The sequence below is a fragment of the Paraburkholderia aspalathi genome (assembly GCF_905220735.1).
In the GTDB taxonomy this organism is placed as follows: Bacteria; Pseudomonadota; Gammaproteobacteria; order Burkholderiales; family Burkholderiaceae; genus Paraburkholderia; species Paraburkholderia aspalathi.
In genome coordinates this window covers 2,140,480-2,164,743 of record NZ_CAJNBA010000001.1, presented here as the reverse complement: position 1 = coordinate 2,164,743, position 24,264 = coordinate 2,140,480, and the positions used below count along the sequence as shown (strand labels likewise).

Annotated in this window: 20 protein-coding genes; 11 read left to right on the top strand and 9 right to left on the bottom strand. The window is 61.1% G+C overall.

The window, feature by feature from the left end; all coding sequences use genetic code 11:
* The first annotated feature begins 11 nt into the window (after positions 1 to 11).
* From KHO30_RS09585 to KHO30_RS09575, 3 genes are all read left to right on the top strand, one after another.
* Positions 12 to 674: an alpha/beta hydrolase gene (locus tag KHO30_RS09585; RefSeq protein ID WP_211700700.1), complete on the top strand. Its 663-nt coding sequence runs from the start codon at positions 12 to 14 to the stop codon at positions 672 to 674.
* 542 nt (positions 675 to 1,216) lie between these two features.
* Entirely contained in the window at positions 1,217 to 2,050 is an 834-nt protein-coding gene (locus KHO30_RS09580; RefSeq protein WP_211700699.1) for a DUF932 domain-containing protein, read from the top strand.
* A gap of 131 nt (positions 2,051 to 2,181) precedes the next feature.
* Positions 2,182 to 4,419, top strand: a complete 2,238-nt coding sequence (locus KHO30_RS09575) for a ParB/RepB/Spo0J family partition protein (RefSeq protein ID WP_211700698.1) — start codon at positions 2,182 to 2,184, stop codon at positions 4,417 to 4,419.
* Positions 4,420 to 4,468: 49 nt separating this feature from the next.
* Here the strand turns inward: KHO30_RS09575 and KHO30_RS09570 are convergent, their stop codons facing one another.
* The 4 genes from KHO30_RS09570 to KHO30_RS39510 form a co-directional block, all read right to left on the bottom strand.
* On the bottom strand, positions 4,469 to 5,200 hold the full coding sequence (locus tag KHO30_RS09570; RefSeq protein WP_211700697.1) for a hypothetical protein: 732 nt from the start codon (positions 5,198 to 5,200) through the stop codon (positions 4,469 to 4,471).
* Positions 5,190 to 5,897 carry a nucleotide-binding protein gene (locus tag KHO30_RS09565; RefSeq protein ID WP_211700696.1) on the bottom strand — a complete coding sequence of 236 codons (708 nt, stop codon included), beginning with the start codon at positions 5,895 to 5,897 and terminating at the stop codon, positions 5,190 to 5,192. The genes KHO30_RS09570 and KHO30_RS09565 overlap by 11 nt, the downstream gene beginning before the upstream one ends.
* A 10-nt stretch (positions 5,898 to 5,907) precedes the next feature.
* Positions 5,908 to 6,372 (bottom strand): hypothetical protein, encoded by a 465-nt coding sequence (locus KHO30_RS09560; protein ID WP_211700695.1) that lies wholly within the window; start codon positions 6,370 to 6,372, stop codon positions 5,908 to 5,910.
* 714 nt (positions 6,373 to 7,086) lie between these two features.
* Positions 7,087 to 7,221: a hypothetical protein gene (locus KHO30_RS39510; RefSeq protein ID WP_280531433.1), complete on the bottom strand. Its 135-nt coding sequence runs from the start codon at positions 7,219 to 7,221 to the stop codon at positions 7,087 to 7,089.
* Between the two features lie 441 nt (positions 7,222 to 7,662).
* Here KHO30_RS39510 and KHO30_RS09555 point away from each other — a divergent pair, with 441 nt between their 5' ends.
* Positions 7,663 to 9,849 (top strand): PAS domain-containing sensor histidine kinase, encoded by a 2,187-nt coding sequence (locus KHO30_RS09555; protein ID WP_244863974.1) that lies wholly within the window; start codon positions 7,663 to 7,665, stop codon positions 9,847 to 9,849.
* A 70-nt stretch (positions 9,850 to 9,919) separates the two neighbouring features.
* Complete coding sequence (locus KHO30_RS09550) at positions 9,920 to 11,494, top strand: AMP-binding protein (protein ID WP_211700694.1); 1,575 nt, start codon at positions 9,920 to 9,922, stop codon at positions 11,492 to 11,494.
* A gap of 8 nt (positions 11,495 to 11,502) precedes the next feature.
* On the opposite strand, the gene KHO30_RS09545 is transcribed toward KHO30_RS09550, so the two are convergent.
* Together KHO30_RS09545 and KHO30_RS09540 are read right to left on the bottom strand one after the other, a co-directional pair.
* Complete coding sequence (locus KHO30_RS09545; protein WP_211700693.1) at positions 11,503 to 12,321, bottom strand: SDR family NAD(P)-dependent oxidoreductase; 819 nt, start codon at positions 12,319 to 12,321, stop codon at positions 11,503 to 11,505.
* Positions 12,322 to 12,355: 34 nt separating this feature from the next.
* Positions 12,356 to 13,324, bottom strand: coding sequence for a phytanoyl-CoA dioxygenase family protein (locus KHO30_RS09540; RefSeq protein ID WP_211700692.1), 969 nt, complete (start codon positions 13,322 to 13,324; stop codon positions 12,356 to 12,358).
* A gap of 308 nt (positions 13,325 to 13,632) precedes the next feature.
* Between KHO30_RS09540 and KHO30_RS09535 the strand changes: the two genes are divergently transcribed.
* From KHO30_RS09535 to KHO30_RS09515, 5 genes are all read left to right on the top strand, one after another.
* A complete protein-coding gene (locus tag KHO30_RS09535; protein ID WP_211700691.1) occupies positions 13,633 to 15,099 on the top strand; it encodes an acyl-CoA reductase in 1,467 nt (488 codons plus the stop codon).
* Between the two features lie 34 nt (positions 15,100 to 15,133).
* Positions 15,134 to 15,988 (top strand): oxidoreductase, encoded by an 855-nt coding sequence (locus tag KHO30_RS09530; RefSeq protein ID WP_211700690.1) that lies wholly within the window; start codon positions 15,134 to 15,136, stop codon positions 15,986 to 15,988.
* A 43-nt stretch (positions 15,989 to 16,031) separates the two neighbouring features.
* Positions 16,032 to 17,396 (top strand): hypothetical protein, encoded by a 1,365-nt coding sequence (locus KHO30_RS09525; protein ID WP_211700689.1) that lies wholly within the window; start codon positions 16,032 to 16,034, stop codon positions 17,394 to 17,396.
* Positions 17,397 to 17,492: 96 nt separating this feature from the next.
* Positions 17,493 to 18,200 (top strand): TetR/AcrR family transcriptional regulator, encoded by a 708-nt coding sequence (locus KHO30_RS09520; RefSeq protein ID WP_211700688.1) that lies wholly within the window; start codon positions 17,493 to 17,495, stop codon positions 18,198 to 18,200.
* Between the two features lie 124 nt (positions 18,201 to 18,324).
* Complete coding sequence (locus KHO30_RS09515; protein ID WP_211700687.1) at positions 18,325 to 19,476, top strand: NADH:flavin oxidoreductase; 1,152 nt, start codon at positions 18,325 to 18,327, stop codon at positions 19,474 to 19,476.
* Between the two features lie 135 nt (positions 19,477 to 19,611).
* Here the strand turns inward: KHO30_RS09515 and KHO30_RS09510 are convergent, their stop codons facing one another.
* From KHO30_RS09510 to KHO30_RS09500, 3 genes are all read right to left on the bottom strand, one after another.
* The gene (locus KHO30_RS09510) at positions 19,612 to 20,316 is read right to left on the bottom strand and encodes an SDR family NAD(P)-dependent oxidoreductase (protein WP_211700686.1); all 705 of its coding nucleotides are present in this window, start codon (positions 20,314 to 20,316) and stop codon (positions 19,612 to 19,614) included.
* A 56-nt stretch (positions 20,317 to 20,372) separates the two neighbouring features.
* Positions 20,373 to 21,167 carry an enoyl-CoA hydratase/isomerase family protein gene (locus tag KHO30_RS09505; RefSeq protein WP_211700685.1) on the bottom strand — a complete coding sequence of 265 codons (795 nt, stop codon included), beginning with the start codon at positions 21,165 to 21,167 and terminating at the stop codon, positions 20,373 to 20,375.
* 140 nt (positions 21,168 to 21,307) lie between these two features.
* Positions 21,308 to 22,504, bottom strand: coding sequence for an amidohydrolase family protein (locus KHO30_RS09500; RefSeq protein ID WP_211700684.1), 1,197 nt, complete (start codon positions 22,502 to 22,504; stop codon positions 21,308 to 21,310).
* Between the two features lie 251 nt (positions 22,505 to 22,755).
* Between KHO30_RS09500 and KHO30_RS09495 the strand changes: the two genes are divergently transcribed.
* Positions 22,756 to 24,234, top strand: a complete 1,479-nt coding sequence (locus tag KHO30_RS09495; protein ID WP_211700683.1) for an MFS transporter — start codon at positions 22,756 to 22,758, stop codon at positions 24,232 to 24,234.
* The last annotated feature ends 30 nt before the right edge of the window (positions 24,235 to 24,264 follow it).

The following is a 24,264-nucleotide window of genomic DNA, read 5'->3' as shown; positions in this document are numbered from 1 at the left end:
GCGCCGGCGGTATGCTGACCTACCACGTGGCAGCCCTGAACAAGACGGTCGCGGCCATTGTCGGCATGACCTTCCTGGATCAGCGCGAGCAGCAGGTGCGCGAGGAGACCAATCTCAACCTGCTCATCAGCCGCGTCGGCATACCGCTCACCGTGCTCGCCGCTAGGACGCCATTGCGGCGGCTGCGCATGCCCATGACGCTCGCCAGTAAGATGCTCACGCTGGTCAACGTTCCGGCCGCGTTAAAGGTCTGCCTGGCTGACCGCACCTCCGCCAGCAAGTGGGTGACCCTCGCTTTCCTCGCGTCATACACGAAGTGCGTGCCCATCATGGAGCCGGAGGCGTTCGACGTCTGTCCTATCCTGTTGACGCAGCCCGCGCGGGACCGCTGGACGCCGCTGCACCTGGCCGAAATCTTCCTCAAGCGTATCCGGCGAGTGCCGATGCGTAAGGTGACGCTGGAGAATGCCGGGTACTACCCGCGGGAACAGCCGGGCTTGTCGCAGATGGTCAATGCGATCCAGGAGTTCGGCACCATGAGCGCCGCGTCCGCTCGCGTACGCAGGGATCGATCCACGGCGAATGCGGCGGCGAGGCTAGCGAAGCCGGTACGCCGCTTGGACTTGGGTCGAATGCCTTTCTCGCCGCCCTGGACAGTCCGCCTCAACGGCTAACGTGAACGAAGAACCGGAGCAAGAAGTCTAGCGGCGCGCAAACCCATCGATAACCACCCATACCGATAGGACGCTCCCGACGTTTACGCACCGGGACCGCCTTCACGCTGTGCTGTGCGCCGCGCCGCGTCCCGCGCCTCGCCCCTGTCGGGCATCAAACCCTGGCGCAGCAGTCAACTCCGTCACCTTCTACCCGAGCATGGCCGGCACAACCACGCGGCGGCGTCGGCCGCGCGGCATCCCTGCCCGGTCAACCCGGTGCATGGCATGCACCGGGCTCCCAGGTTCCCGCCCTTGACCCGCGACCGTAGCCGATAACGGGCACGCATCAAGGGGCAAGGGACCGTGTTGCCCGCACCCCTCCCTCGCCTTTTTCCTTGACGCGCGCCCGCTATCGGCTCCTCAAGTCGCACGGGCGGAAACCAGGGAGCCTGGCGGCAGAAAAGCCAACCCCGGGTTCCACCGGGAGGTGTCCAGCCACAACGGCACGGCACATCCCTTCGCCCGGTTCAGGCCCTCAACCATTTGCTGTGGAGATTGCCATGCGACTCGCTTCCTCTTTCCGTTACGGCTCCCCGATGCTTCGCTCCGATTTGCCCCTGTCGGACGACCAGATCCGCCGTGTCGTCCCGTCGATCTTCGCGGACGGCAAGCACCAAAGCCGTTCGGAGCGCTACACCTATATTCCAACCATCGACGTACTGCGCGGCCTGCGCAACGAAGGCTTCCAGCCGTTCATGGTCTGCCAGACCCGTGTGCGGCACGACGACCGCCGCGAGTACACGAAGCACATGCTGCGGCTTCGCCATGCCGACCAGATCATGGGCGACGAAGCCAACGAAATCGTGTTGCTGAACTCGCATGACGGCACAAGCAGCTACCAGATGCTCGCGGGCATGCTGCGCTTTGTCTGCCAGAACGGCATGGTCGCAGGCGACAACGTGGCCGATATCCGCGTACCGCACAAGGGCAACATCGTTCAGAACGTCATCAATGGCGCGTTCGACGTGCTCGACGGTTTCGACCTGATCCGCGAGCAGAAGGACGGCATGCGCGCTGTCACGCTTGACCGCGACGAACAGCATGCGTTCGCCCGCTCCGCGCTCGCCCTGCGCTACGACCCAACCGACGCCGACGCACCCGCCCCCATCACCGAAAACCAGTTACTCAACGTGCGGCGCTTCGAGGATCGCCGCGACGATCTCTGGACGGTCTTCAACCGCGTGCAGGAAAACCTCACGAAGGGTGGCCTGCATGGACGCTCGCGCACGGGCCGCTCGATGTCCACACGGCCGATCACCGGCATCGACCAGAACGTGAAGCTCAACCGCGCCCTCTGGATGCTCGCTGACGCGATGCGCCAGTTGAAGGCATAAGCACGGGCAGGGGTGGCACTTCGCCACCCCACTCCACTTCACCCTGTCAGGACTCCTATCCGGGCCGAATCCTGACGACGTCTGGCAAAACCGTGACCCGGAACTTCCCTTCCCACTTTCTGGAGTCAATCATGCAATCCCATGAAGTTGAAACCACTACCACAGCGAACGCCACTGAAACCGCGCCGGTGCTCGAAACCAGCTTCGGTAACGAGCAGCCGGTCGTTACCGTTCCGTATTCCAGCCTGCATCCTTCGCCACTCAATGCCCGCACGGCACCGCTCACGGGTATTCCGGCCCTCGCGGTCAACATCCGCGCAAAGGGCCTGCTGCAAAACCTCGTCATCCACGAGTTCAAAGGGACGCGCGGCAAACAGCGCAAATACGGCGTTTGCGCGGGCCAGCGCCGCGAGGCCGCGCTCGACCTGCTTTTCGAACAGAAGCACATCACCGCTGACTATCCGGTGCCCGTTCGCATCGTCAGCGAAGGCGAAGCCCTCGCCATCTCCCTGATCGAGAACAGCGAGCGCGAAGGGCTCGACCCGTTCGACGTGCTGCGGTCCTACCGGTTGCTCGCCGAGGAAGGCCGTAGCGTTGACTACATTGCCGCGCTGTTTTCTGCCACGCCGGTCACGGTCAAACGGCGCATGAAGCTCGCCAACGTATCAGGCAGGCTGCTCGCGCTGCTGCGCGAGGACGCGATCACGCTCGACCAGCTTGCCGCGCTCGCCCTCGCAGACGATCACGAGACGCAGGAACACATCTGGTTCGATGCGAACGAGTGGCAGCGTCAACCCAACTACCTGCGACAGGCCATTACGCACGCCGAGATCGACGCGAGCCGCAGCCGCCTCGTGCGGTTCATCGGCTTGAGCGTCTATGAAGCAGCAGGTGGATACGTGCGTCGCGACCTGTTCAGTGACGATCAGAACGCGGGCTATATTGCCGACGCCGAACTGCTTCAGCGCCTCGTCGCGCAGAACCTCGACGCAGCGGCGGAAGAGGTCCGTGCCGAGGGATGGGGCTGGATCGAAACCCGCGTCGAACGCGACTTCCTGGAACTGAACCGTCACGGCAGGCTGCGCCCGGTCCAGCGCCCCTACACGGAGGACGAGCGGCGCGAAATGGACTGCCTCACCGCGCAACAGGACGGACTTGCCGAAAAGCTCGAAGCACTGTCGGACGATGATGAAAACGCCTACGAGAAAGCCGACCGGCTCAATGAGGAAATCGAACGCGTCAACGCCGCGCTCCTCGCACTCGAAAGCCGCGCGGAGGTGTGGGACGCGCAGCAGATGGCCGAAGCGGGTGCGTTCGTGATCGTCGGCCCGCAGGGTGAACTGCTCATCGAGCGTGGCCTGGTGCGGCGCAAGAACAGTGCAGCGCTCGACGCGGCAGGCGCGACTGTCACCGGCACGATGGAAGCCAAAGCCGCGGACACATCAGGCTCGCCAGCACCGAAGATCAGGCCCGTCCATAGCGCGAAACTCTGCCAGCGGCTCACCGCGCACCGCACCGCAGCCATCCGTGCGGAACTGGTCGAGCAGCCTTCCGTCGCCCTCGCGGCACTCCTGCGGCAACTGATCCCGCAGACCCTGCCAGAGCAATACGGCCACACGTCCGCACGGGACTGTCTGGCGCTTTCCGGCGAAAACAACCATGACAGGCTGCTGCGGGCAGCGGACGACCTGCCTGCCAGTCCTGCGTGGAGCGCCATCGAGACGCAGCGTGCCCGCTGGATCGAGGAACTACCTGCGAAATGCGCCGACCTGCTGCCGTGGCTCGTCCAGCAGGACCCCGGCACGACGCTGCTCGATCTGCTCGCGTTCTGCACGGGCGCGCTACTCGACGGCATCGCGGGCGAGGAAAAGCCGCATTCGATCAATTCGCTCGCGAGCGCCCTGAACCTCGACATGACCCGGTACTGGACGCCAACCCGCGCCGCGTATTTCGATCATGTCAGCAAGGCGCGCATCGCGGAAGTCGTGTCCGCCGCCGTGTCCCCGAAGGTTGCCGCCGATCTCGGCAAGATGAAGAAGGCCGACGCCGCTGCTGCCGCCGAACTGCGGCTCTCAAAGGCCGCATGGCTCCCGGAAATCCTCACCGATAGAGAAGTCCCAGCCTCGCACTCATGGGATATCCACGACGATGAAGACGACGACTATGCCCACCCCGGGGACGGCGCAGGCGAGACACCGGACAGCAAGGACGCCGACGCCGAACCGGATGCAGACAACGACGACGAGGACGTCAACAATACGTCTGGCGATGCAGATGCGTCTCCCCTCACCCGCAGTAAGGTGCCTCCGTGGCCTTTCCCGACCGCTGCCAGCGTGAGCATCGCGCAAGCCGACCGGCACGAATCGTAAGCCCGCTCCGTTGCCCTGGTAACCGGGCACAAGGCAGACGGCGGCCCTTTCAAGGCCTGCCGTCTGCCTGCCGGAACTGGACCGCGCGACAGTCCGCAACCGCCAGATGAGCGCCCTTCCACCACTCAACCAATCCGCCTGAAAGTAGCAGGCAGAGGACGGCACAGCCCACCAGCAACAACCGACGCATCAAGCGCGCAAAACGCCTTTCCGTGCGTGTAGTCATCGTCTCCACGCGCGCCGTCGCTGCCTCAACCGCCTGCCCGAACGCGCTGACCGCGCTGTCCAGTCGCTCGCGTTGCTCACGGGCCGACACCGCTGCGACACCAATCAACCGGTTGCCAGCTTTGCGCGCTACCTGATCTGACATGCGCTCAGCCAGGGCCATTACTGCAGTCTCATTGAGTTGCGCGAGTGTTGCCCGGTACCGCTCCTCATGTTCCCGTATCAGGTTTTCCGCCAGTTGGATCGTTGCCTTGCATCGCTCCAGCGCATCCCGATGCTGCTGCATCAGCGCATCGGTTGCGCCGCCGACTTCCCGGCGTGTGGCTTCGAGGCTCCCCTCGCTCGCCCACCGGATACGCTCCGGCATGGCTTCATACAGGCGCGCATAGTATTCGAGCACAGTGATCATCGACCATAGCGCGTCGTTGTCATGCAGGTTCAGCGCGCTCGACACCCGATGCATGCGCGCAAGACTGGCCACGTCCGGAACATCGCCGCACACTTCGCGAAACAGGCGGCTAAGCGGATCGACCGACTGCGACCGGCTATTGCTCACGTGTCTCCCCGTCGGCGCTGATCACCTTCGAGAACATGGCATTGCAAAGCGCCCGCCAACGCAGCAGTTCCGCCCGCTCCCCGATGTGCATCATTTCCGTCGCCTTTTGGATGGAAATGCGTTGACTGCGCAGTTCGTCCGCAACCCGATCCGCCAGATCAGGAAAGTCGAGCGAGCGCCCTTTTGTCTCGATGGCTTTGCGAAGCTGTGATTCCTGATACAGCGTGAATTTGTCCGGCGCACCGAAGTAGCCATTGCGAACAACGTGCGTCAGGGTATCTGGAAACGTCTGCCCGAAAATATGCAGCAACTCCAGGCTATCGCGCTGCCGGTTGATCACCCATAGCACCACAAGCTGCCGATCCAGTTCATCCAGCGTACGGGCCAGCGTCCCGCCGTATCGGGCAACCCCTGTCTGATTGCGTGCTGCGGTGTTAACGATCACTGCTGCGTCCCGGTGTGTATCGCAGAAGTTGACGAATCCGATCCAGCCATCTGCGTCGTCGAGATCATAGGCGGCGCACCTGATTTCGTCCCTGAGCGCTTTCATGACATCAGGATTCGATGTATCGGTTTCCAGCAGTACCGCGTGAATACCCTGTCGCTGCAGGTAGTCAGCCAGGGCGAGCGTCACCATGCTTTTTCCAACACCGCCCTTGCTGCCGCCGACGAGATAAATCGGGTGAGTCGTATCCATGACCACTCTCCTACAGGTTTTCGATATCAGGCCTGAGTTCAAACGAGAACGTGTCCTGAATCTCCATTGATCCCGGCTGGTCTACGCCCCTTCCCCTTTGTTGTCGTTTGATGTCATGTACGTCGTTCACGCGAGCGCCCTTTCGCTTTACAGCCTTCTTAGGAGGGGACGACTGGTCGGCCTCCCGCGCTCCCTGCGGATTGGCCGTTCTGGAAGCCGCGTCGGAACATGCTGGACGATACAGCGCATATTTGGCTGCGCCAATACTCACATCCAGCCCCTTACGCACAGCCTCCTGAACAATTTCCTCGAGCGTATAGCCCTTTGCCTGCGTGGCAGTGATATGTGCCCGGATCTCTTTCATCGCATCGCTAACCGTGACGCGTTGTTCATTCCGGGGTTTCTCCGGTAATGCCTCAAGGGCATGGACAAACTCATCCCACTGCGCCCGTGTATAGCTTTTTGCAACCGGCACGATTCGCTCCCATGCGTCGCCATCGAGACCATCATGCGAATCGTGAAACGGCTCGTCAATACCCCTTCCGACGATAGAATTACGCGATCGGAATCAGTCGGAATACGCAGGAAACCGATGGAACAAAGAAATATTTTTGATGCCGTTCTCGAATCGACAGCCTTCAATAGGGTACATCGCAGACTTTGGTGTATGAGGTATCAAACTGCTGCGCGGCGGCGCGCGAGCACACCCGCTTCACCCTCGAACGTGAATCGCGTAGTGAGCAATCCCGCAAACGCAGCACCTGCAAGACTCAAGCGACCATACCGGCAGACTTGATCGGGTCGCTCTACGGACTGCTCACGCCCAGATCACAAACCGGCAACGTGAGCTAGCCGACATATGGCGGTAGCCCGTCAGACTGAAGCGACACGACAGCGCGACCTGCAGTATTGCCTGTGTAAATTCACCCGGATGACCTCGCGAACTGCGGGCTCAGAGCCATCAGACTGCCACTGCCAACCCCTCGACCTCGCGAGATGTAATCATCCGAATCGACTGGACACGCTAACAGACTGTCGGCACAGAACCAACGGAATCGCACGGGTGACCTCTCAGACTCAGCAGATCAACCTCGTGGAAAATGCCAAATTCCACGGCCGAAATACAACATTCGAAAAGTGATGGCAGGATAGGCTACCGCCGGTTCTGGGCACCATATGCAGCGCACTTCTACTGGATAAACATGATCGCAGCCCCTGCCGCCTTGTTCTTGCCAACAAGTGCTCGCGTGCCGCCCGCGATCATGTTGCGTATTTCCGTAATCTGATCGATCAGATCAACGCGAACATCGGGATCTGTGTTCATGGCTGCCCAATACCCGGGTTGTCGGCGTCACGCGCGAGGAGACTTACCGGTCTGACTCTGTGAAAGGATCGTGTATCACGAAGGGCAGCGGCGTGCTGCGGGCACCCGGTACACAAACGAGGCACTGACGTCCAGAATCGATTCAACTGGCTTGTCCCTATTCCGGAGCGTATGGTAATAGTCTGGGTTGCGGGACTCGCTTTCTTAAGGATCTGATGCAAACATTAACCCGCGCCTCGTCAACTGCAAGAAATTCGCGAAAAAAACGGCTTGGTGAGTTGGCGCTGAAGTTCCGACTGGAGGCGTGGTTCCGCGTCTTGCAGGATTATCGGTAAGCAACGTATGAAGAAATCCACACGCGACGTAGCGCCAGAGGCGATTCTCAAGGAACTGGAACGAGAAAATGCTGCTCTGCGCAAAGACCGCGAGAATCTGGAGCGCTTGCTGGCCGAACGTGATGAACTCCTGAACCTGAAAAGCTTTGCGCTCAATCGCGTGTGTGAAGCCGCCTATCTGATCGATGAAAGCGGCCGCTTCGTCTATGTCAACGAGGAAGCCTGCCGAACGCTCCTCTACAGCGACACAGAACTGTTGCAGATGACGGTGCCGGATATCGATCCCGACTGGAGCGCCGAAAGGTGGGCTGAGGCATGGCGGGCGCTGAGCGAGAGCGGTGATTCGCTTTTCATCGAGACCGTGCACCGCCGCAAGGACGGTAGCCTGCTTTTTGTCCAGGTCAACGCCAGCCATTTCGAATACGGTGGCAAGGAATACAACCTGGCACTCGCACGCGATATCACCGAACGCAAGGAGGCGGAGCGACGGCTCTACGCGAGCGAACAGGCCTTTCGCGCCGTCGTGGAGCATTCTCCTGACTATATTGCCCGTTACGATCTCCACTATCGCCGCGTATACGCTAACCCGGCCCTTCTCGAGTTGATGCGCCTGCCAGCCGCCGACGTGCTCGGCACGACACCGGCTGAACGGTCGACGTTTCTCGACGCGGACCAGTATATGAAGCAGTTGCAGCAAGTCGCGCAAACAGGTGCTGAAGTGACGGGGGAGGTGCGACTGCGCGACGTCGATGGACGGATTCGCTGGGGTCATCTGCGGATCCTTCCTGAATTTGCGCCCGACGGTAAGGTTGCCAGCGTGCTAGCCATCAGTCGCGACGTCGACGAATTGAAGCGAAGCGAGCAACTCTTTCGCACGATGACCGAGAATTTCCCGGACTTCATTGCCAGATTCGACGGCGAATGCCGGTATCTCTACGCCAATCCCGCCGTCACCCAGGCGTACGGCCTGCCACAAGAGGCCCTGGTCGGCAAGCGGGCGAGCGAGCTTCCCACCAGCGACGCGGAGCAAACCGAGCGTATCGAGCGGGAGATCCAACGCGCGTTTCTGGAGGGGCAGCCGAACGAGGATGAAACGCGATGGCAAACCATCCATGACGTCCGCATACTCGAGGCGCGGCATTTCCCAGAGAAGGACGCCGAAGGCAAGGTCGTGAGCGTGCTGGGCATTGGGCGCGACATCACGAAACTGAGAACGACCGAACTGGCATTGCGCGACAGCGAACGGGCCTTTCGCACGCTTGCGGAGAATGCGCCGGATGCGATTGTCCGCTACGACCGGAACTGCCGCCGTACGTATGTCAATCCGGAGTTCGTGCGCGTGAGTGGCGTCAAGGCCGAGGAACTGCTAGGCGACCCTGCGAATTCCTTGGGTGCAGCGGACGAAGCAACACGTCTGGTTCACGAGAAACTCAAGGAGATCGTGGAAAGCGGCGTGGCGGCCAAATTCGAAGTGAACTGGAACCGGCACGGCGAGCCTCGTTGCTGGTATGCCCATGCTGTACCCGAGTACGACGCGGATGGGATAGTCCAGAGCGTATTGACTATCTGGCGCGATATCTCCGAGCGCAAGGAAGCCGAGCAACGCTTGCATGAATCTTACGAGTTGTTGCGCGAACTCACCTCGCGCCGCGAAACGGCGCGCGAAGACGAGCGCAAGCGTATTGCCCGCGAGATGCACGACGAACTCGGCCAGCATCTGACCGCCCTTCGCATGGGTGTCTCCACCCTGCGGGTGCGATTCGGCCAGGACAATCCGGACCTCGGCGAGCAGGTTCAGAAGATATTGCTCATGTCTGACAAGACGATGCAGGTGCTACGCAACGTCGTGACCTCGCTGCGTCCCGCGGTGCTCGACGCGGGTATCGCCGCGGCGCTCGAGTGGCTGGCTGCCGAATTTTCGCAGCAGGGTCAGACGACCTGCCGTCTGAGCGTGCCGAAAGAAATTCCGGATCTGGCCGAAGAGCGGGCCGTTGCGATGTTCCGGATCGTCCAGGAGGCACTCACAAATGTCACGCGACATGCCGACGCACAACAGGTATTCATTACGCTAGAGCAAAAGGGGGACGAGTGTCTGCTGGAAGTGCGCGATGACGGTCGCGGATTTGATCCCGTGGTGATCCGAAAGAAGTCCTTTGGGTTAGCGGGCATGAAGGAACGTGTATTGATGCTGGGTGGCGAGCTTGACGTCACCAGCTCGCCTGGCAACGGCACCGTAATCAAGGTACACGTGCCCAGTCGATCAGAGATGCTAACCTTCCCTAATCCGCCTTAGGTCCGGGCCCTGGCCATGACAAACGTGACGTCAGGGTCGATGTTTTGCGGGATTTACTGGAGTCGTCGACATGAACAACGCCGCCAGTCGCACCGACTGGAAACCTGAGGTCCCGCTGAATGTGCTGCTGGCGAGAGCTGTGCAGGCTCATCCTGAGACACGGCTGCACTTTCACACCGAAGAAGGCGTCGCGAGCGTCACCACGCTGGAACTGTTGAGCACGGCGACGCGCCTCGCCAACGGGTTGCGCGCCCTCGGGTTGCGAGCCGGCGACGCTATCGCCATGCAACTGCCGACCCAGCGGGAAACCGCAGTGCTATACCTGGCCGCGCTTGAAGTCGGCGCGGTACTGGTGCCGATCGTACATATCTACGGGCCTGCCGAAGTCGGTTTCATCTTGCGGGATTCGCGGGCTCGATTTCTGTGCGTGCCCGAGCGCTGGCGCGGAATCGATTTCCTGGAACGCGTCGATGCACTTGGCAGCCTGCCCGATCTGGAACGCGTCATCGTCGTTGGCAATCGCACGCCACGCAACGGCATCACGCTCGCGGCCGTTGAAGCGCTTTCGCAAGCATCGGCGATCGACCTATATTCGCCGCTTCCACAGCCACAGGATGTCTGCTTGCTGCTCTATACGTCGGGCACCACGGCGGCGCCAAAGGGCGTGCAACACACGCACCAGACCGTCGGCGCCGAATGGTCCATCCCCTTCATCGACGGCCCCGGGCCCTATTTCACCCCCTTCCCTGCCGGTCACATCGCCGGTTTCAATTTTCTGCTGCGCCCCTTCGTGACCGCTACGGAGATGGTGTTCACGGACTGCTGGAATGCATCGCTCGCAGCCGAGCTGATCGAGCGCTACCGGGTTCGCCTCTCCGGTGGCACGCCCTTCCATCTGCAAGGTCTGCTGGAGGCGGCCCGGCTTGAAGGACGCGACCTCTCGTCTCTCGCGGCCTACGGTCTGGGAGGAACCGGCGTCACACCCGAACATATCGAACTGGCGGACCGCGCCGGCTTCGCGGGCACTCGCGCTTATGGGCTGACGGAACACTCGACGGTCAGCATCGGCTGGCGCGATAGCTCCTTCGAGGAGCGCGCCTGCACGGATGGGCGCGTTCAACCCGGCAGCCTGGTGCGCATCGTGGACGAGATGGATCGAGCGTTACCGCTCGGTAGTCAGGGGGAGATCCTGACTAGGGGTCCCGAGCTATTCGTCGGCTACACCGACCCGACGCTCAACGCAAATGCGTTAACCGCCGATGGCTGGTTTCGCACCGGCGATATTGGCAAGCTCGATTCGGCAAACTGCCTCACGATCACCGATCGCAAGAAAGACATTGTGATTCGCGGCGGCGAGAACATCTCATCGCAAGAGGTCGAGCGTGTACTTGCCACGCATCCGGCGATACGGGACGTGGCTGTCGTCGGCCAAAACGACTCACGGTATGGCGAAAAAGTGTGCGCTGTGGTCGTGCTTCAACATGACGCATTTCTTGACCTTGCCTCTGTACAGAAGCATTTCTCCGAGGCTGGCGTAGCACGTCAGAAGACTCCGGAAAGTCTTTATATCGTTGCAGAGTTACCGCGCACAGCCTCCGGAAAGGTTCGAAAGCCCGACCTGCGCAGGCAGGTCAACGGGAGTTGACCGATTCATTACAGCTGCATCAATTCATAAGCGCAAAGCGCCGCGATCTCCGTCACGCCGCCATCGACCGGAAGACACGCGCCGGTAATGAAGCGCGCTTCGTCGCTGGCCAGGAACAACGCGGCCGATGCGACGTCCCATGCGTCTCCCTCGATGCCGAGCGGTGCGATCTTCCGGCGCCGCTCCCTGGCCTCGTCGTCCAGCATGGATTCGACCATCGGCGTGAGGATATGACCCGGCGCAATCGCATTGGCGCGCATGCCGCCGCGTCCATACACGACCGCCAATTCTCGCGTCAAAGCAATCATGCCGGCCTTTGACGACCCATAGGCGGCCGACCCATGACTCCGGATCCCCGCGGTCGAACTGACATTGACCACCGAGCCGCCTCCATCCGCGATCAGTCGCGGCGCCGCGCAGCGGCTCATCAGAAACGCGCTCTTCAGATTCACGTCGATGATGCGATCCCACGAAGCTTCGTCGAGATTGTCGAAGCGGCCGCCCGCGCCTGCCACGCCGACGTTGTTCACCAGCACGTGGAGCGCGCCGTAACGTTCGACCGTGGCGGCCACGATACGCGCGCAGGCATCACTGTCGGTGACATCGGCAGCACAGACAAACGCATTGCCGCCCGCCTCTTGAATCATCGCAAGCGTCTCGGCGGCTCGCGCCTCGTGCTGGTCGACGAGGCACACCGACGCACCTTCACGCGCGAAAACGCAGGCAATCGCCTTGCCCGTGCCGACGCCTTGACCTTGCGAACCGGCACCCGTCACGATCGCGACCTTACCCGCAAGACGCTGATGGAATGTTTTGGGATAAGGCATCTCGTTACCCAATATGAAGTAAACCGATGAACAATTAATGAGGAGGACGCAAGACTGTTACGCGACCTTCATGAGACGCCAGAATAACCTCGTCACCGGGGTGAAAGCGCATGGGGATTTCATCGAGCGGCACCTTGCCGCCATCGAGACCGCGGCTATACGTACTTTCATCGAGCGTAAACGTTCCACTGCGGCCATCTTCGCCCTGCACTGCCACCTCGCGCTGCGTGATCGAGGTGATATTGCCGACGATCGGCGTGTTACCGGACGTCGCCATCACCCGGATGTCCATGGAGAGCCGGAAGCGATCCGAGTAATTCGCCACACCGGTATGCGGAGTGTTCAAATGCATGATGACCACATCACCCGGGCGATAAGTCGTGCGACGCCACGCGTTCGCGGGTACTGCGCCATCGGGAATCGGAAACAGCGGCGGCTGCGAGAGATCATGCAAATAGGGCCCTTTATGCAGCCCTTCGGCAAGTACCAGCCCACCGACATCCGCATCAATTTCCGCGAGCGGGATCCAGCAGATGAGGAACGGTATGCCCGCGTTGTAGAAGCCGTCCTGATGAACGTAATCGAAGCGGGGACGGGACCGATCCTGTGCTGGCGGCGTCGCGCGGTATTCCACAGTCGGAATCCAGAACGGCTCGTCGGCAAGCAGTCTGGTAAAGAAACGATGGATGGCCGGCTCGGCAACGAATGGCTTCCATATCTTGCGTGCCGCGAGCGGTTCCATACGGAACGGGAATTCGCTGAGACTCTTGCCGCTGTAGCGAGCGATCGGGTCGCCTGGGGCAATCACGCCGAGTTGCGCGATCTCGTCGAGAAACTTGCTACGCAAGCGCTCGACCGCTTCCGTATCCAGTACACCCCGGAAGAACCAGTAGCCATCACGTTCCCAGGCAGCCTCAAGTGCCACGCGGTTGTCGAGAATATCGTTCGATACGTGCAGTTCCTGCATGGCCGGCAGCACACCAGCTTCCAGTACTGGGGTCATTTCGTCTCCTTATTGTTCGTCGCGGCTCATTCGTGCGGTCGATATCCCACCCGTGACGCCCGGAATTCGAGTCTAGTCTTGAGCCCAATTTAATGCAACTATCAGTTGCATTATCAGTACGAGCAAATGCAGGACCTGGTTCGTGACGAAGGGTCTCATCAGATCTCCCAACCTCATCTCCTGCCGGGATGTTGCATCGTCGCGCGTGTTGTCGGCCGCTCACAACTTGGGGAAAACCACACGACAATATTCGTTGCACTTTCTGAATATCGTGCATATATTTGCATTCAATCGCGCAGGAGTACCCCATGGATCACGTCGAATCACCAACCCGCGAAACCGGGCCAGCGCCGCAATGTGGCGCCACCTCAACGCTGCCTGTGCCGCACGTCTATCGTGGGCGAACGGTGGTGGGTAATGCAGTCACGCACGTATCGCGCGATCTCGGCAAAGGATTCTGCACGCCAGCGATAGATCTCGACGATCTCGTCTGGCCCCGTGCGCAGGCGGGTCCGGCATTCGATCTGCCGATTGCACAAGTCATCGATTTCCTCGTCGAGCTCGGTCCGCGGCTGCATCTGGACGTGAACCAGCTGATGCAACAGGCACTCGAATCGATGATCGAAGTGAGCCCGCTCGGGCGTCGAATTCTGGAGAATTGCTACCGCGATATCCCGAACCTGTTTTCGCGCGGCGTGATCGAAGATGAATTGCGCCTCAGCCTCGGTGAGGCCGGCTTCATTGACGGCTGGATGCCGCGCACATTGCGTGGCCGCCCAAGCCGTCTGCGCGCATTTCCGCCCCGGCTCGTTCACATACTTGCGGGTAATTCGCCCATGGTGGCGGCGATGACGGTGATGCGCGCGGCGCTGACCAAGGGCGTGCATCTGCTGAAACTACCGTCCAACGATCTGTTCACCGCGACCGCCATTCTGCGTACGATGGCCGAGATCGACCCGGCACATCCGTTGACGCAATCGTTTTCGGCAGCTTACTGGCGCGGTGGCGACGAAAACGTCGAGTCGATCCTGTATCGCCCGCAGTACTTCGACAAGCTTGTCGTGTGGGGGGGCGAAAGCGCCGTGCGCCACGCGATGCGTTACGCGGGCCCCGGTCTCGAACTGGTCGCATTCGACCCCAAGGTATCGATCTCGCTGATCGGCCGGGAAGCGTTTGCCTCTGACGAATTGCTGAAGCAGGTGGCGCGTGCCGGCGCAGCCGACGTGCAATCGTTCAATCAGGATGCGTGCAACGCGAGCCGCTACCAGTTCATAGAAGGCAATGAGGAGGACGCCGACCGCTATTGCGAACATCTGGCAGCCGCGCTTGGCGAAGACTTTCGCTATGGCGACGGCCAGGGTCCTGTCGTACCGGCCGACATCCGCGAGGCAGTCGACGTATTGCGCGAAATGGAACCCCTTTATCGCGTATTCGGGGGATACGACGGCAAAGGCCTCGTCGTCAGGTCGGACGAGCGGGTGGACTTTCATCCCATCTGCAAAACCGTGAATGTCGTGCCGGTGCAAAGCCTGCGTGATGCCACCCGCTTTGCCACCGTGGCAACGCAGACAGTGGGCATTTATCCGCCGCATCGCGTCGTCGAAGTACGCGATGCGCTTGCATGTGCCGGCGTGCAGCGCATCGTGACGCTCGGCGAATCGATTTCGGACGGCGTCGGCGGCTATCCACATGACGGCATGTTTCCCATCCACCGTTTCATGAAGTGGATATCTGAAGAAGCGGGTGACGTAGCCGAAGCCGGCCGGCCCGTGTGAAATCCGCTTTGCTTTCATTCGGGAGAGATTTTTGATGACCGCTATACCGACACCCTCCGCTGTCTGGCTCATCACCGGTGTGTCGTCCGGCTTCGGCCGCGCCCTCGCCGAAGCCGTCCTGGCTCGTGGCGACCGGGTCGTCGGTACCGTACGCAACGCATCTCAGATCGCCGCCTTCGAACAGATGTCGTCTGCCGGATTCGCACATGGCGTCGTGCTCGACGTCACCGATTCAACTGCCGTGCCTCGCGCAATCGCAGAGGCGCTTGCTCACGCAGGCACCATCGACGTGCTCGTCAACAACGCCGGATACGGTCTGTTCGGCGCACTGGAAGAGGTCTCCGACGCCGAGGCGCGGCAGGTCTTCGAGGCGAATTTCTTCGGCACCGTGAACACCATCCGGGCTGTGCTGCCGCACTTCCGTCAGCGAGGCTCCGGACATATCGTCAACCTGTCGTCTGTCGCGGGGTTGATCGGCATCGCGGGATGCAGCTTCTATTGCGCTTCCAAGCATGCGGTCGAAGGCCTGTCGGAGTCGCTTGCGCGAGAACTCAAACCGTTCGGCGTGCACGTCACACTCGTCGAACCCGGCGGATTTCGCACCAATTTTGCGGGTGGCTCGCTGCGCTGGAGCCAAGCCGTCGAACCTGCGTACGCGGAATCCGTGGGCCGGATACGCGAACAGATGTCCCACTATCACGGTACGCAGTCCGGCGATCCGGCCAAGGCTGCGGCGGCGATTATTCAGGCGGTCCGCGCCGAACCGCCACCGTTGCGGTTGCCGCTCGGGCCCGATGCCGTGAGCGTGGTACGCGACAAACTTGCGTCCTTGCAGGACAACCTCGACGCGTGGCTCGAAGTCTCGAGCGCCACGGATTTCGATCAATAACGCACTGGCGCGTGGCGCAACGTTACGTCACGCCGGAGATACCATGTCGACGCTCAACCTCTTTTACGGCCTGCTTGAACAGGACGGGGACCCGTTTCGCGACCATCCCGACAATTTGCGCGCGCTTCAACTGACGGCAATGCAGGAGCGTTTCGCCCAGCGCCGTGAACAGATCAGACTGCTAGGCCGTCGCGCCGCTGACACGGGCGTCGATGAAATCCGCAGCGAAGCCGACATGGTGCCGCTGCTTTTCGCGCATCAGATTTACAAGAGCTATCCCGAACAGTTCGTGGAAAGCGGTCGCTGGAAGCATCTGAATACCTGGCTGCAAACGCTGACGAGCAGACCGGTGACTGACGTCAATGTCGACGGAGTCGACAATGTCGATGCATGGATGGATCGCCTGCATAACGCAGGACACCATGTGTTCAGTTCGAGCGGCACCTCCGGTAAATGCAGTTTCATCGATCAGACGCGCGCCGACCTGGACCACGTAACAGCCTCGTGCGTGAAACTCGGCGTGTATGGAAACAAGCTGATCGCGCGGGATTTCGGCAAACGTCCGGTGTTTCTGATGATGCCACCGAGCGGCGCGCATCGTCATATCGGGCCGGTCCTGAACGCCGCCACGCAGCTCGGCAGCAAAAACACGCTGATGTTCGACGAGCCGGCGCTCGCCTCCGCGACGATCGCGATGGGCCGCATGCGCCGCGCGCTCGCGGACGGCAGCGCAAAGCCGAGCGAGATAGCGGCTTTCCAGGAGCAGGCGGCCGCGCGTCAGCGACACACCGGCGCAATGATTGACCGTTTTCTCGACAAACTACTCGCTCGCCGCGATGGGCCTGTGCTCGTGCAAGGCAACTGGTCGCTGCACTGGACGCTGGTCGACTACGCGCGCCGGCGCGGCGTGGCGGATGGCATCTGTCATCCAGAAACGGTTATCACCACAGGCGGCGGCTTGAAGGGTACTCAGGCGCCGGCCGATTTCCGCAAGCAGATCATCGACTTCTATGGCATTCAACCGGAGAACGTCCAGAACAGCTACGGCATGTCCGAAATGATCGGCACCGGCCCATGGTCCGACGTGGCACAAGGCTATGCGATCTGTCCGTGGATCGTCCCGTTCGTGCTCGACAAGTCAGGCGAAAAACTGCTGAATCCCGCCGATGGCAACGGAGTGGTCGAAGGCCGTTTTGCGTTCTTCGATCTGCTTGCCGAAGGGTACTGGGGCGGATTCATCACTGGCGACAAGGTCACAATCGACTTCTCTCCCGAAGGCGCCACGGACGGTTTCAAGGGGCCGCTCGTCAGGCAGGTCGGCCGTTACGCGGATCTCGAGGAAGGAGAGGACAAGCTGTCCTGCGCGGGCACGATGGAATCTTATGTCCGCGGCATGATCGACGTGTGACGTAGCTGGCGCGCCGGCCTGCCCAAGGTCGGCCCCACTGGCGGACCGGCAGGGACGTGAGTACACTTTCTTCTTTTCCCTCGTGTCCCTCTGCCCATGGTCAAGCCCTCGGCACTTCGAGCTTCGCGCTCCGCTACCGTTGACGGCACTGCGACAGCCGCACCGCGCTCCGCGGGGCGCCCCACGCAGGACGCCGCCGCCGAATTGCGCGAAAGGCTCCTGACAGCAGCCACGCAGACTTTCCGGGCAGAAGGGTTCGGCGGGGCCAGAGTCGAAGAAATCGCCGAGCGTGCGGGAATCAGCAAGACTACCGTTTACCGGCAATACGGCACCAAGGAAGACCTGTTTCGCGCGGCTATCTGGCACGGCATGTCGGATCTGCGTGGCAGGATCGAACAACTGCTGAAGCCGCGCCGCGACTTCGCGAAGACATTGCTGGTCCTGGTGCGCACACTGACGGACCATATGGCGACCACGGACACGATCGAAATCACCCGCGTCAGTGTCGGGGAATCGCATCGCTTTCCGGATGTAGCGAAGGGATTCCTGCAATACGTGAATGCGATGCTGGAACCGGTAGCGGCCTTCATCGCCTCAGCCGCTCAAGGCGGGACGATAAACGTCTCCGACGCGCCACAGGCCGCCCGCGACCTGCTGACGCTCGTAGCCGGCAGCGTGGAAGTCCTGATGGGCATTCCAACCACGCCCGCGCAACGCGAGCAGCGTGCCGCACACATTCAGCAGTTGCTGCTCTCGGCGTGGCGGTATCAGTTGCCCGACCACCAGCACAAGTCGCGAACTTAGGTCCCGCCCTCTTCTATGCATCCATCTGGCCCACGACCTGAAACTGGGCCGGCATGCTTTTTTGCGGCAGGAATCTAGCGTATCATTATCCGTACGCAAGTCAACTATACGCACGGAGACAGGTATGATCACAGCGCCACTCTTTACGCCACTTTCGGTCCGCGGAGTTACGCTGGCAAACCGTATCGTCATGTCGCCGATGACGCGCGGCTTCTCTCCCGATGGCATGCCCGGGCCTGATGTCGCCTCGTATTATCAGCGGCGCGCCGAAGGCGAGACGGGGCTCATCATTACTGAAGGTGTCGGCATCGATCATCCATCGGCGCTCGGCGAAGCCGGTCTCGGAGAAAACTCAATCCCGACACTGGCCGGAGCGGAGTCCGTCGCGGCGTGGCGGTGTGTGACGGATGCGGTACACACGAGTGGCGGTGTGATTTTTCCGCAGTTGTGGCACATGGGCCCGATGAAGGAAGCCAATACCGGTCCCGTTCCTGCTGCAGCGCCGATGCGCCCTTCCGGACTGTGGGGTCCGGCCGGTCGCCTGACCTCGCTCGATGCCGGCTATCTGGCGCGCGTGAGTGCCCCTACCCGCGCGATGAGCGATGAAGAAATCGCAGATGTCATCGCTGCCTATCGGCGCAGCGCGTCATACGCGAAGGCCGCGGGGTTCGACGGAATTGCCATTCACGGCGGCCACGGCTACCTGATCGATTCCTTTCTTTGGAGTGAGACCAATCAACGCGCCGACGTCTGGGGCAAAGATCGGACTGCCAGGAGCCGTTTTGCCGTGGAAGTGGTCCGCGAATTACGCGCGGAGATCGGCGAAGCCATGCCCATCAGTTTCCGCTTTTCGCAGTGGAAACAGCAGGATTTCAAGGCACGTCTTGCGACCACGCCTGCTGAACTCGAACAGACGCTCGGGCCGCTCGCTGAGGCGGGCGTCGATATTTTCGAGGCGAGCACACGGTATTTCAATCGTGCGGAGTTCGACGGCTCGGAGATGAATCTCGCCGGCTGGGTAAAAAAGGTGACGGGCAAGCTGTCGATGACCGTAGGCGGCATCGGGATCAACAAAGGTTTCTATGACTCGATGGCCGGGACGGAAACCGTTGCCCAGCCCGACCTCACGCCGTTGCTCGAACGGTTCCTGCGCAACGAGTTCGATCTGATCGGGGTGGGACGCTCGCTGCTGCATGACGCGCACTGGGCTCGACGCGCCCGCCTGGGTGAACCGTTCCTCGGATTCAGCACGGATTCCCTGACGCGTTTGACCTGAGTGGCGAGGCCCTCGTGAGATCCTGGACGTCAAGGGGATCGCGAGGGCCCGCCGACCGCGTCAGGCCCTCGCCTCGTAAAGCAGCGTCCACCAGCACGCCACCCTACGGAAGACGGCGGCGCACCGTGCGCGGATCTATGAACGGCCAGTGACCGGAATGGCCGCACCGGTCACGGCCGAGGCAGCCTGGGACGCGAGGAAGAGAATAACCGCCGCGATATCAGCAGGCTGCACCCAGCGCGAAAAATCCGCATCAGGCATGTCCTTGCGATTCTGCGGCGTATCGATGGTGCCTGGCAAAATCGCGTTCACCGTAATGCTGCGATCCTTCAGTTCGTCGGCGAGCGCTTCGGTAAGACGCAGCACGCCCGCTTTCGACGCCGCATAGGCACCCATCCCCGTGCCCGCGCGCAGCGCCGCCCCTGCACTGATATTGACGATGCGGCCGCCCTGCGGTTCGCCGCTAATCAGATCAAGCGCCGCCCTTGATGCCGTCGCCGCCGTGCGAACGTTCATCTGGTACATCAGATCCCAGGCATCCAGATCACTATCGGCCAGCGTTTCCCAGCGAAAGCCGCCGGCCACGTTGATCAATGCATTCAGCGATCCAAACCGCTCGACGACCGACGACATCGCGGTCCGTGCGCGGCCGAGATCGGTCAGATCGACGCCACCCAGCCGCCATTGCCTGTCCTGCCCTTCCTGCCCCTCCTGGGTCGACGCGTCAGGCGCCGATGCCCGATCCAGCAACGCGACCTTCCACCCGTCGGCGGCAAACGCGTCGCCAACCGCCCGTCCGAGTGTGCCGAATCCACCTGTAATCGCGACGACTCGTTGCATGTAAAACACCTCTGTTTCGTAACGGAATGGCCCCGGCCCAACCAGGCGCAGGCTGCTTAGCGGCCCTTGAAGACCGGATCACGCTTCTCGCGAAACGCATTCACCGCTTCCTGATGATCCTCGGTCTGATTGGACAGTGCTTCATAGGCGATAGACGCATCGAGTATCGAATGCGCCAGCTGCTTCAAACCGATGTTGATCGAGGTCTTGGTCCACTGAATGGCCAGCGAAGCACCCGCTGCCAGACGCTTCGCCATCGTGGCTACGACCGCATCGAGTTCGTCGGCTGGAACGGCGTAGTTGATCAGGCCGAGACGGGCCGCCTCTTCTGCACCCAGCAGATCGCCGGTCAGCAGATATTCCTTGGCCTTCGCATAGCCGATGAGTTGCGGCCAGATCACCGCCCCGCCGTCACCCGCGACGAAACCCACCTTCACATGCGGATCGCCGATCTTCGCATGGTTTGCCGCGTAACTCAGATCGCAAAAAAGCGCGATGGTCGCCCCGAGTCCCACCGCGTGACCGTTGATCTTGGCAATGACGGGTTTCGGACAATCGAGCATCGAAAAGATGATTTTCTTTGCGCGCTGCATACCGGCAAGAAACTGCGACGGATCGTCGATCACCTGTTGCATATGCTCGATATCGCCGCCGGCGCTAAATGCCCGGCCGGCCCCCGTAAGCACGACAACCCGGGTTTCGGGATCTTCCGTAACGTCGACGAAGAGCCGCGAAAACTCGACGTCCATCTGTTCGTCGAACGCGTTCAAGGTATCGGGCCGGTTGAGGGTAACGGTGAGGATGCCGCCGTCACGCTCCAGCAACAACGCCTGATAGTCCAGTAAATTCATGGCTAGCCTGTCCACAGTGACGCAAATGTGCGGAGCCGTTGCAGTTCCTCACTCACGCTTGCGTAGTCATTCGATCAGTCAAAAAAGCTCGTAAGGCTTGCAGCCCGATGTCTCCCGTGTGGCGACACGATATCGAGCGGCTAGGCCCGGGCGGGCAGGAAGCGGCGCCCGTTGTCGTACATGATTTTCCGGGTGTCCTCCTCGGACAACGGCCCGCACGCTTCGCTTGCGAAATCGATGGGTTCAGGAACGCCTTCTGCGTGCGGATAGTCGGAGCCCATCAACAGGAAGTCCGCCGAACCGGTCTGCTCGACGATCTGCGCGAGGTCGTCTTCCGGATACGCTACCACGAAGACATTTTCCTTGAAAATCTGGCTCGGCCGGCTTTTCAACTGACCACAGGGCCAGTAGCCATTCTTCGACATACCCCGACACTTGTCCATCTTGACCAGCATGGACGGTACCCACTCCGCGCCGTTTTCCGCGCTGCACAGTTTGACGTTCGGAAAACGCTCGAAGAAATTGTAGAAGATGAAGGACGACAGCGTTTCGATCACGGGACGCTCGCCGTAACCATGCATCCACACAAAGGCGGTCTGGCGCTGGCGCGACTGCTGTACCGGTTCGCCCCATACGGCCATGTGGTCCTTCATGTAGATGGCTTCTGAAACGTGGAAAGTCACGCACACACCCGCCTCGTTCAGAATCGACCAGTACGGATCGAAATACGGATCGCCAGGCGCGCGTCCATTGAATGGACCCATCGGCATCAGAATCACACGCACGCCATTCGCCACCAGCCATTTTGCTTCGGCGACGGCAGAGTCGAGATCGTCGAGTGTCACGATCGGCGTGCTGTAAATACGGTCCTTGTAGTTGAAGGTCCAGTCGTCGAGCATCCAGCGGTTGTACGCGTGCAGTACAGCGTTTGCCGCAACGGGTTCGTTCAGATAGGAAATGCACGCCACCATTTCGCCGACATACATCGTGCACGCCTCGACGCCGAACTCATCCATTTTCTTCAGACGCGCGTCACGGTTGAACATGTCCGGAGTCGGAGGCACCCGCATTTCGACGTTGCTCTGGCCGTCCTTCATGGCTCGCAGCCATTCGTGCAGTTTCCCCGGCGGCGGCACGAGCCCTTCTGCCGACGTGTAGCCTTCGCTGATCTCCACCTTGCGATCGCCGACGTACATGCAGCGGTTTCCTTCTGCGGTAACCCGGCTGGTAAAGCCCCATTCTTTCTTGAACTTCTCGGGCAGGTAACGGCTGAACGCATCATCCACTTCGTAGAAATGCGTGTCGGCGTCGTAGATCTTTCCTTGGTAGGTCTGCATGAAAAAGTCTCCTGTCGATATGAAGCGAGCAATCAATGCCGCGCCTGTTGGCCTGCTGATACCGGAGTATCGGCACACGCAGTCGACGTTCAAACCCCCATATCGAAACCAGAAAGACCGATACCGGATTGATATCGGCGAAAGCGACCATCACAACGCGTAGGACATACGCGAAATATTTTATGTAACTATGCGCACGGCGTTCAACTATGAGAAAATGAACAAAAGCCGACCTAAAAAGGAGACATCCAATGCACGCTGATGCACTGCCGCAATCGTCTTCGCGTCAACCGCTCGTCGAGGGTCCTCGACGCTGGTTCCTGCTTGCGCTACTGATATCGGCGGTCTCGGCGTCAGCCGGCATCACCGTGATTTACACGATGCTCGTGACGCTCTACAGGGTTTTCCCCGGATCAGCCTCGGTTGGCTGGACGGTGACCGCGTACTGGCTCGGCGCGGCGGTCTTCGCGGCAATCTGTGGACGCCTGGGGGATCTGCTCGGCTACCGGCGTGTCCTGCTCGTGTTACTCGCGATCGCTACCGTTGGAGGCATCGTGTCGGCGTGCGCGCCCAACCTCGCCGTGCTGATCGTCGGCTGCGTGATGCAGTCGATCGCGTCGGGCATCACACCGCTTTCCATGGGGCTCGTCCGCGAAAATCTGCCGCCCCGCGATATACCTTCGGCAGTCGGACTTGTCACCGCGGCCGGCATGGTCTCGGCCGGATTGATCTACATTTGCGCCGGTATCGTGATAGATCGCTACTCATGGCAAGGCGGGTTCTGGCTGAAAGTCGTGCTGTGCGTGATGACAATCGCGGCGGTACGTTTGTGCGTGCCGAAATCGAGCCCGAGGCCCGGCACTCAAATCGATTTCGTGCGCGGCCTCGCCTTCGCGCCGGCGTTGTGTGCGATTCTCTTTGCGGTGCAGCAAATCCACACATGGGGACTGCGGGATCCGCGAACCGCCGGCTTGCTGATCGGCGGCGCGGTGATACTGTGGTTCTGGGCGCAGCATCAGCGCAGCGTAGTGGATCCGCTTATCAACATCCGCTTACTGGCCAAACGCCAGGTGATCCTCGCAAACGCCTGCATGATGTGCATCGCGGTCGGCGCCATGCAACTCGGACAGGTGTTCTCGCTCTTTTTGCAGCAGCCGGCGTGGACACGGGCCGGGTTCGGACTGACAGCGACCGGCGCGGGCCTCCTCATGTTCACCTTTAACGTCACCGCGATGCTCGCCAGTCCGTGGAGCGGTCGCGTTGCCGCACGCCATACCGCGCGGCCGGCGGCGCTGATCGGCATGAGCATGCTGGTGGTTGCCTGGGCGTGTCTGATCCCGCTTCATCGCAGTGTGGTGCTGTTCGTTCCAGGCGCGATGCTCTGTTCGTTCGGGCTCGCCTTTGCGCAGACCGCTGTCTACAACCTGATTATCGAAGCAACACCCGCGCAACAGACAGGCGAAGCGACCGGCCTGCTCTACGTGTTTTTCTCGTGCTTCTTCGCGGTTGGCGCGCAAGCGGTTTTCACGCTGCTGCAGGGCGCCTCCGTGAGCAACGGCGGCGCCTCGTTTCCGGCGGCGCAAAGCTATGTGGTGGTGTTTGGATATGTTGCCGGCAGTGCGCTGCTAGGGCTCGTTATCGCATACGCGTTACCGAAGCGTCGCGACCCGGAACACCGCCCCAGTGTTATCGAAGGCGCCGGCCTGAGCGGCCCTGCACGCATGCAATGACTTAGAGCGGCACCCTCTCACGGGCGCCGC

Bases quoted from the DNA above. Each gene is read 5' to 3' on its own strand.
- KHO30_RS09585 (WP_211700700.1), top strand. From the start codon at position 12: ATGCTGACCTACCACGTGGCAGCCCTGAACAAGACGGTCGCGGCCATT.
- KHO30_RS09580 (WP_211700699.1), top strand. From the start codon at position 1,217: ATGCGACTCGCTTCCTCTTTCCGTTACGGCTCCCCGATGCTTCGCTCC.
- KHO30_RS09575 (WP_211700698.1), top strand. From the start codon at position 2,182: ATGCAATCCCATGAAGTTGAAACCACTACCACAGCGAACGCCACTGAA.
- KHO30_RS09565 (WP_211700696.1), bottom strand. From the start codon at position 5,897: ATGGATACGACTCACCCGATTTATCTCGTCGGCGGCAGCAAGGGCGGT.
- KHO30_RS39510 (WP_280531433.1), bottom strand. From the start codon at position 7,221: ATGAACACAGATCCCGATGTTCGCGTTGATCTGATCGATCAGATTACG.
- KHO30_RS09550 (WP_211700694.1), top strand. From the start codon at position 9,920: ATGAACAACGCCGCCAGTCGCACCGACTGGAAACCTGAGGTCCCGCTG.
- KHO30_RS09545 (WP_211700693.1), bottom strand. From the start codon at position 12,321: ATGCCTTATCCCAAAACATTCCATCAGCGTCTTGCGGGTAAGGTCGCG.
- KHO30_RS09540 (WP_211700692.1), bottom strand. From the start codon at position 13,324: ATGACCCCAGTACTGGAAGCTGGTGTGCTGCCGGCCATGCAGGAACTG.
- KHO30_RS09535 (WP_211700691.1), top strand. From the start codon at position 13,633: ATGGATCACGTCGAATCACCAACCCGCGAAACCGGGCCAGCGCCGCAA.
- KHO30_RS09530 (WP_211700690.1), top strand. From the start codon at position 15,134: ATGACCGCTATACCGACACCCTCCGCTGTCTGGCTCATCACCGGTGTG.
- KHO30_RS09525 (WP_211700689.1), top strand. From the start codon at position 16,032: ATGTCGACGCTCAACCTCTTTTACGGCCTGCTTGAACAGGACGGGGAC.
- KHO30_RS09520 (WP_211700688.1), top strand. From the start codon at position 17,493: ATGGTCAAGCCCTCGGCACTTCGAGCTTCGCGCTCCGCTACCGTTGAC.
- KHO30_RS09515 (WP_211700687.1), top strand. From the start codon at position 18,325: ATGATCACAGCGCCACTCTTTACGCCACTTTCGGTCCGCGGAGTTACG.
- KHO30_RS09510 (WP_211700686.1), bottom strand. From the start codon at position 20,316: ATGCAACGAGTCGTCGCGATTACAGGTGGATTCGGCACACTCGGACGG.
- KHO30_RS09505 (WP_211700685.1), bottom strand. From the start codon at position 21,167: ATGAATTTACTGGACTATCAGGCGTTGTTGCTGGAGCGTGACGGCGGC.
- KHO30_RS09500 (WP_211700684.1), bottom strand. From the start codon at position 22,504: ATGCAGACCTACCAAGGAAAGATCTACGACGCCGACACGCATTTCTAC.
- KHO30_RS09495 (WP_211700683.1), top strand. From the start codon at position 22,756: ATGCACGCTGATGCACTGCCGCAATCGTCTTCGCGTCAACCGCTCGTC.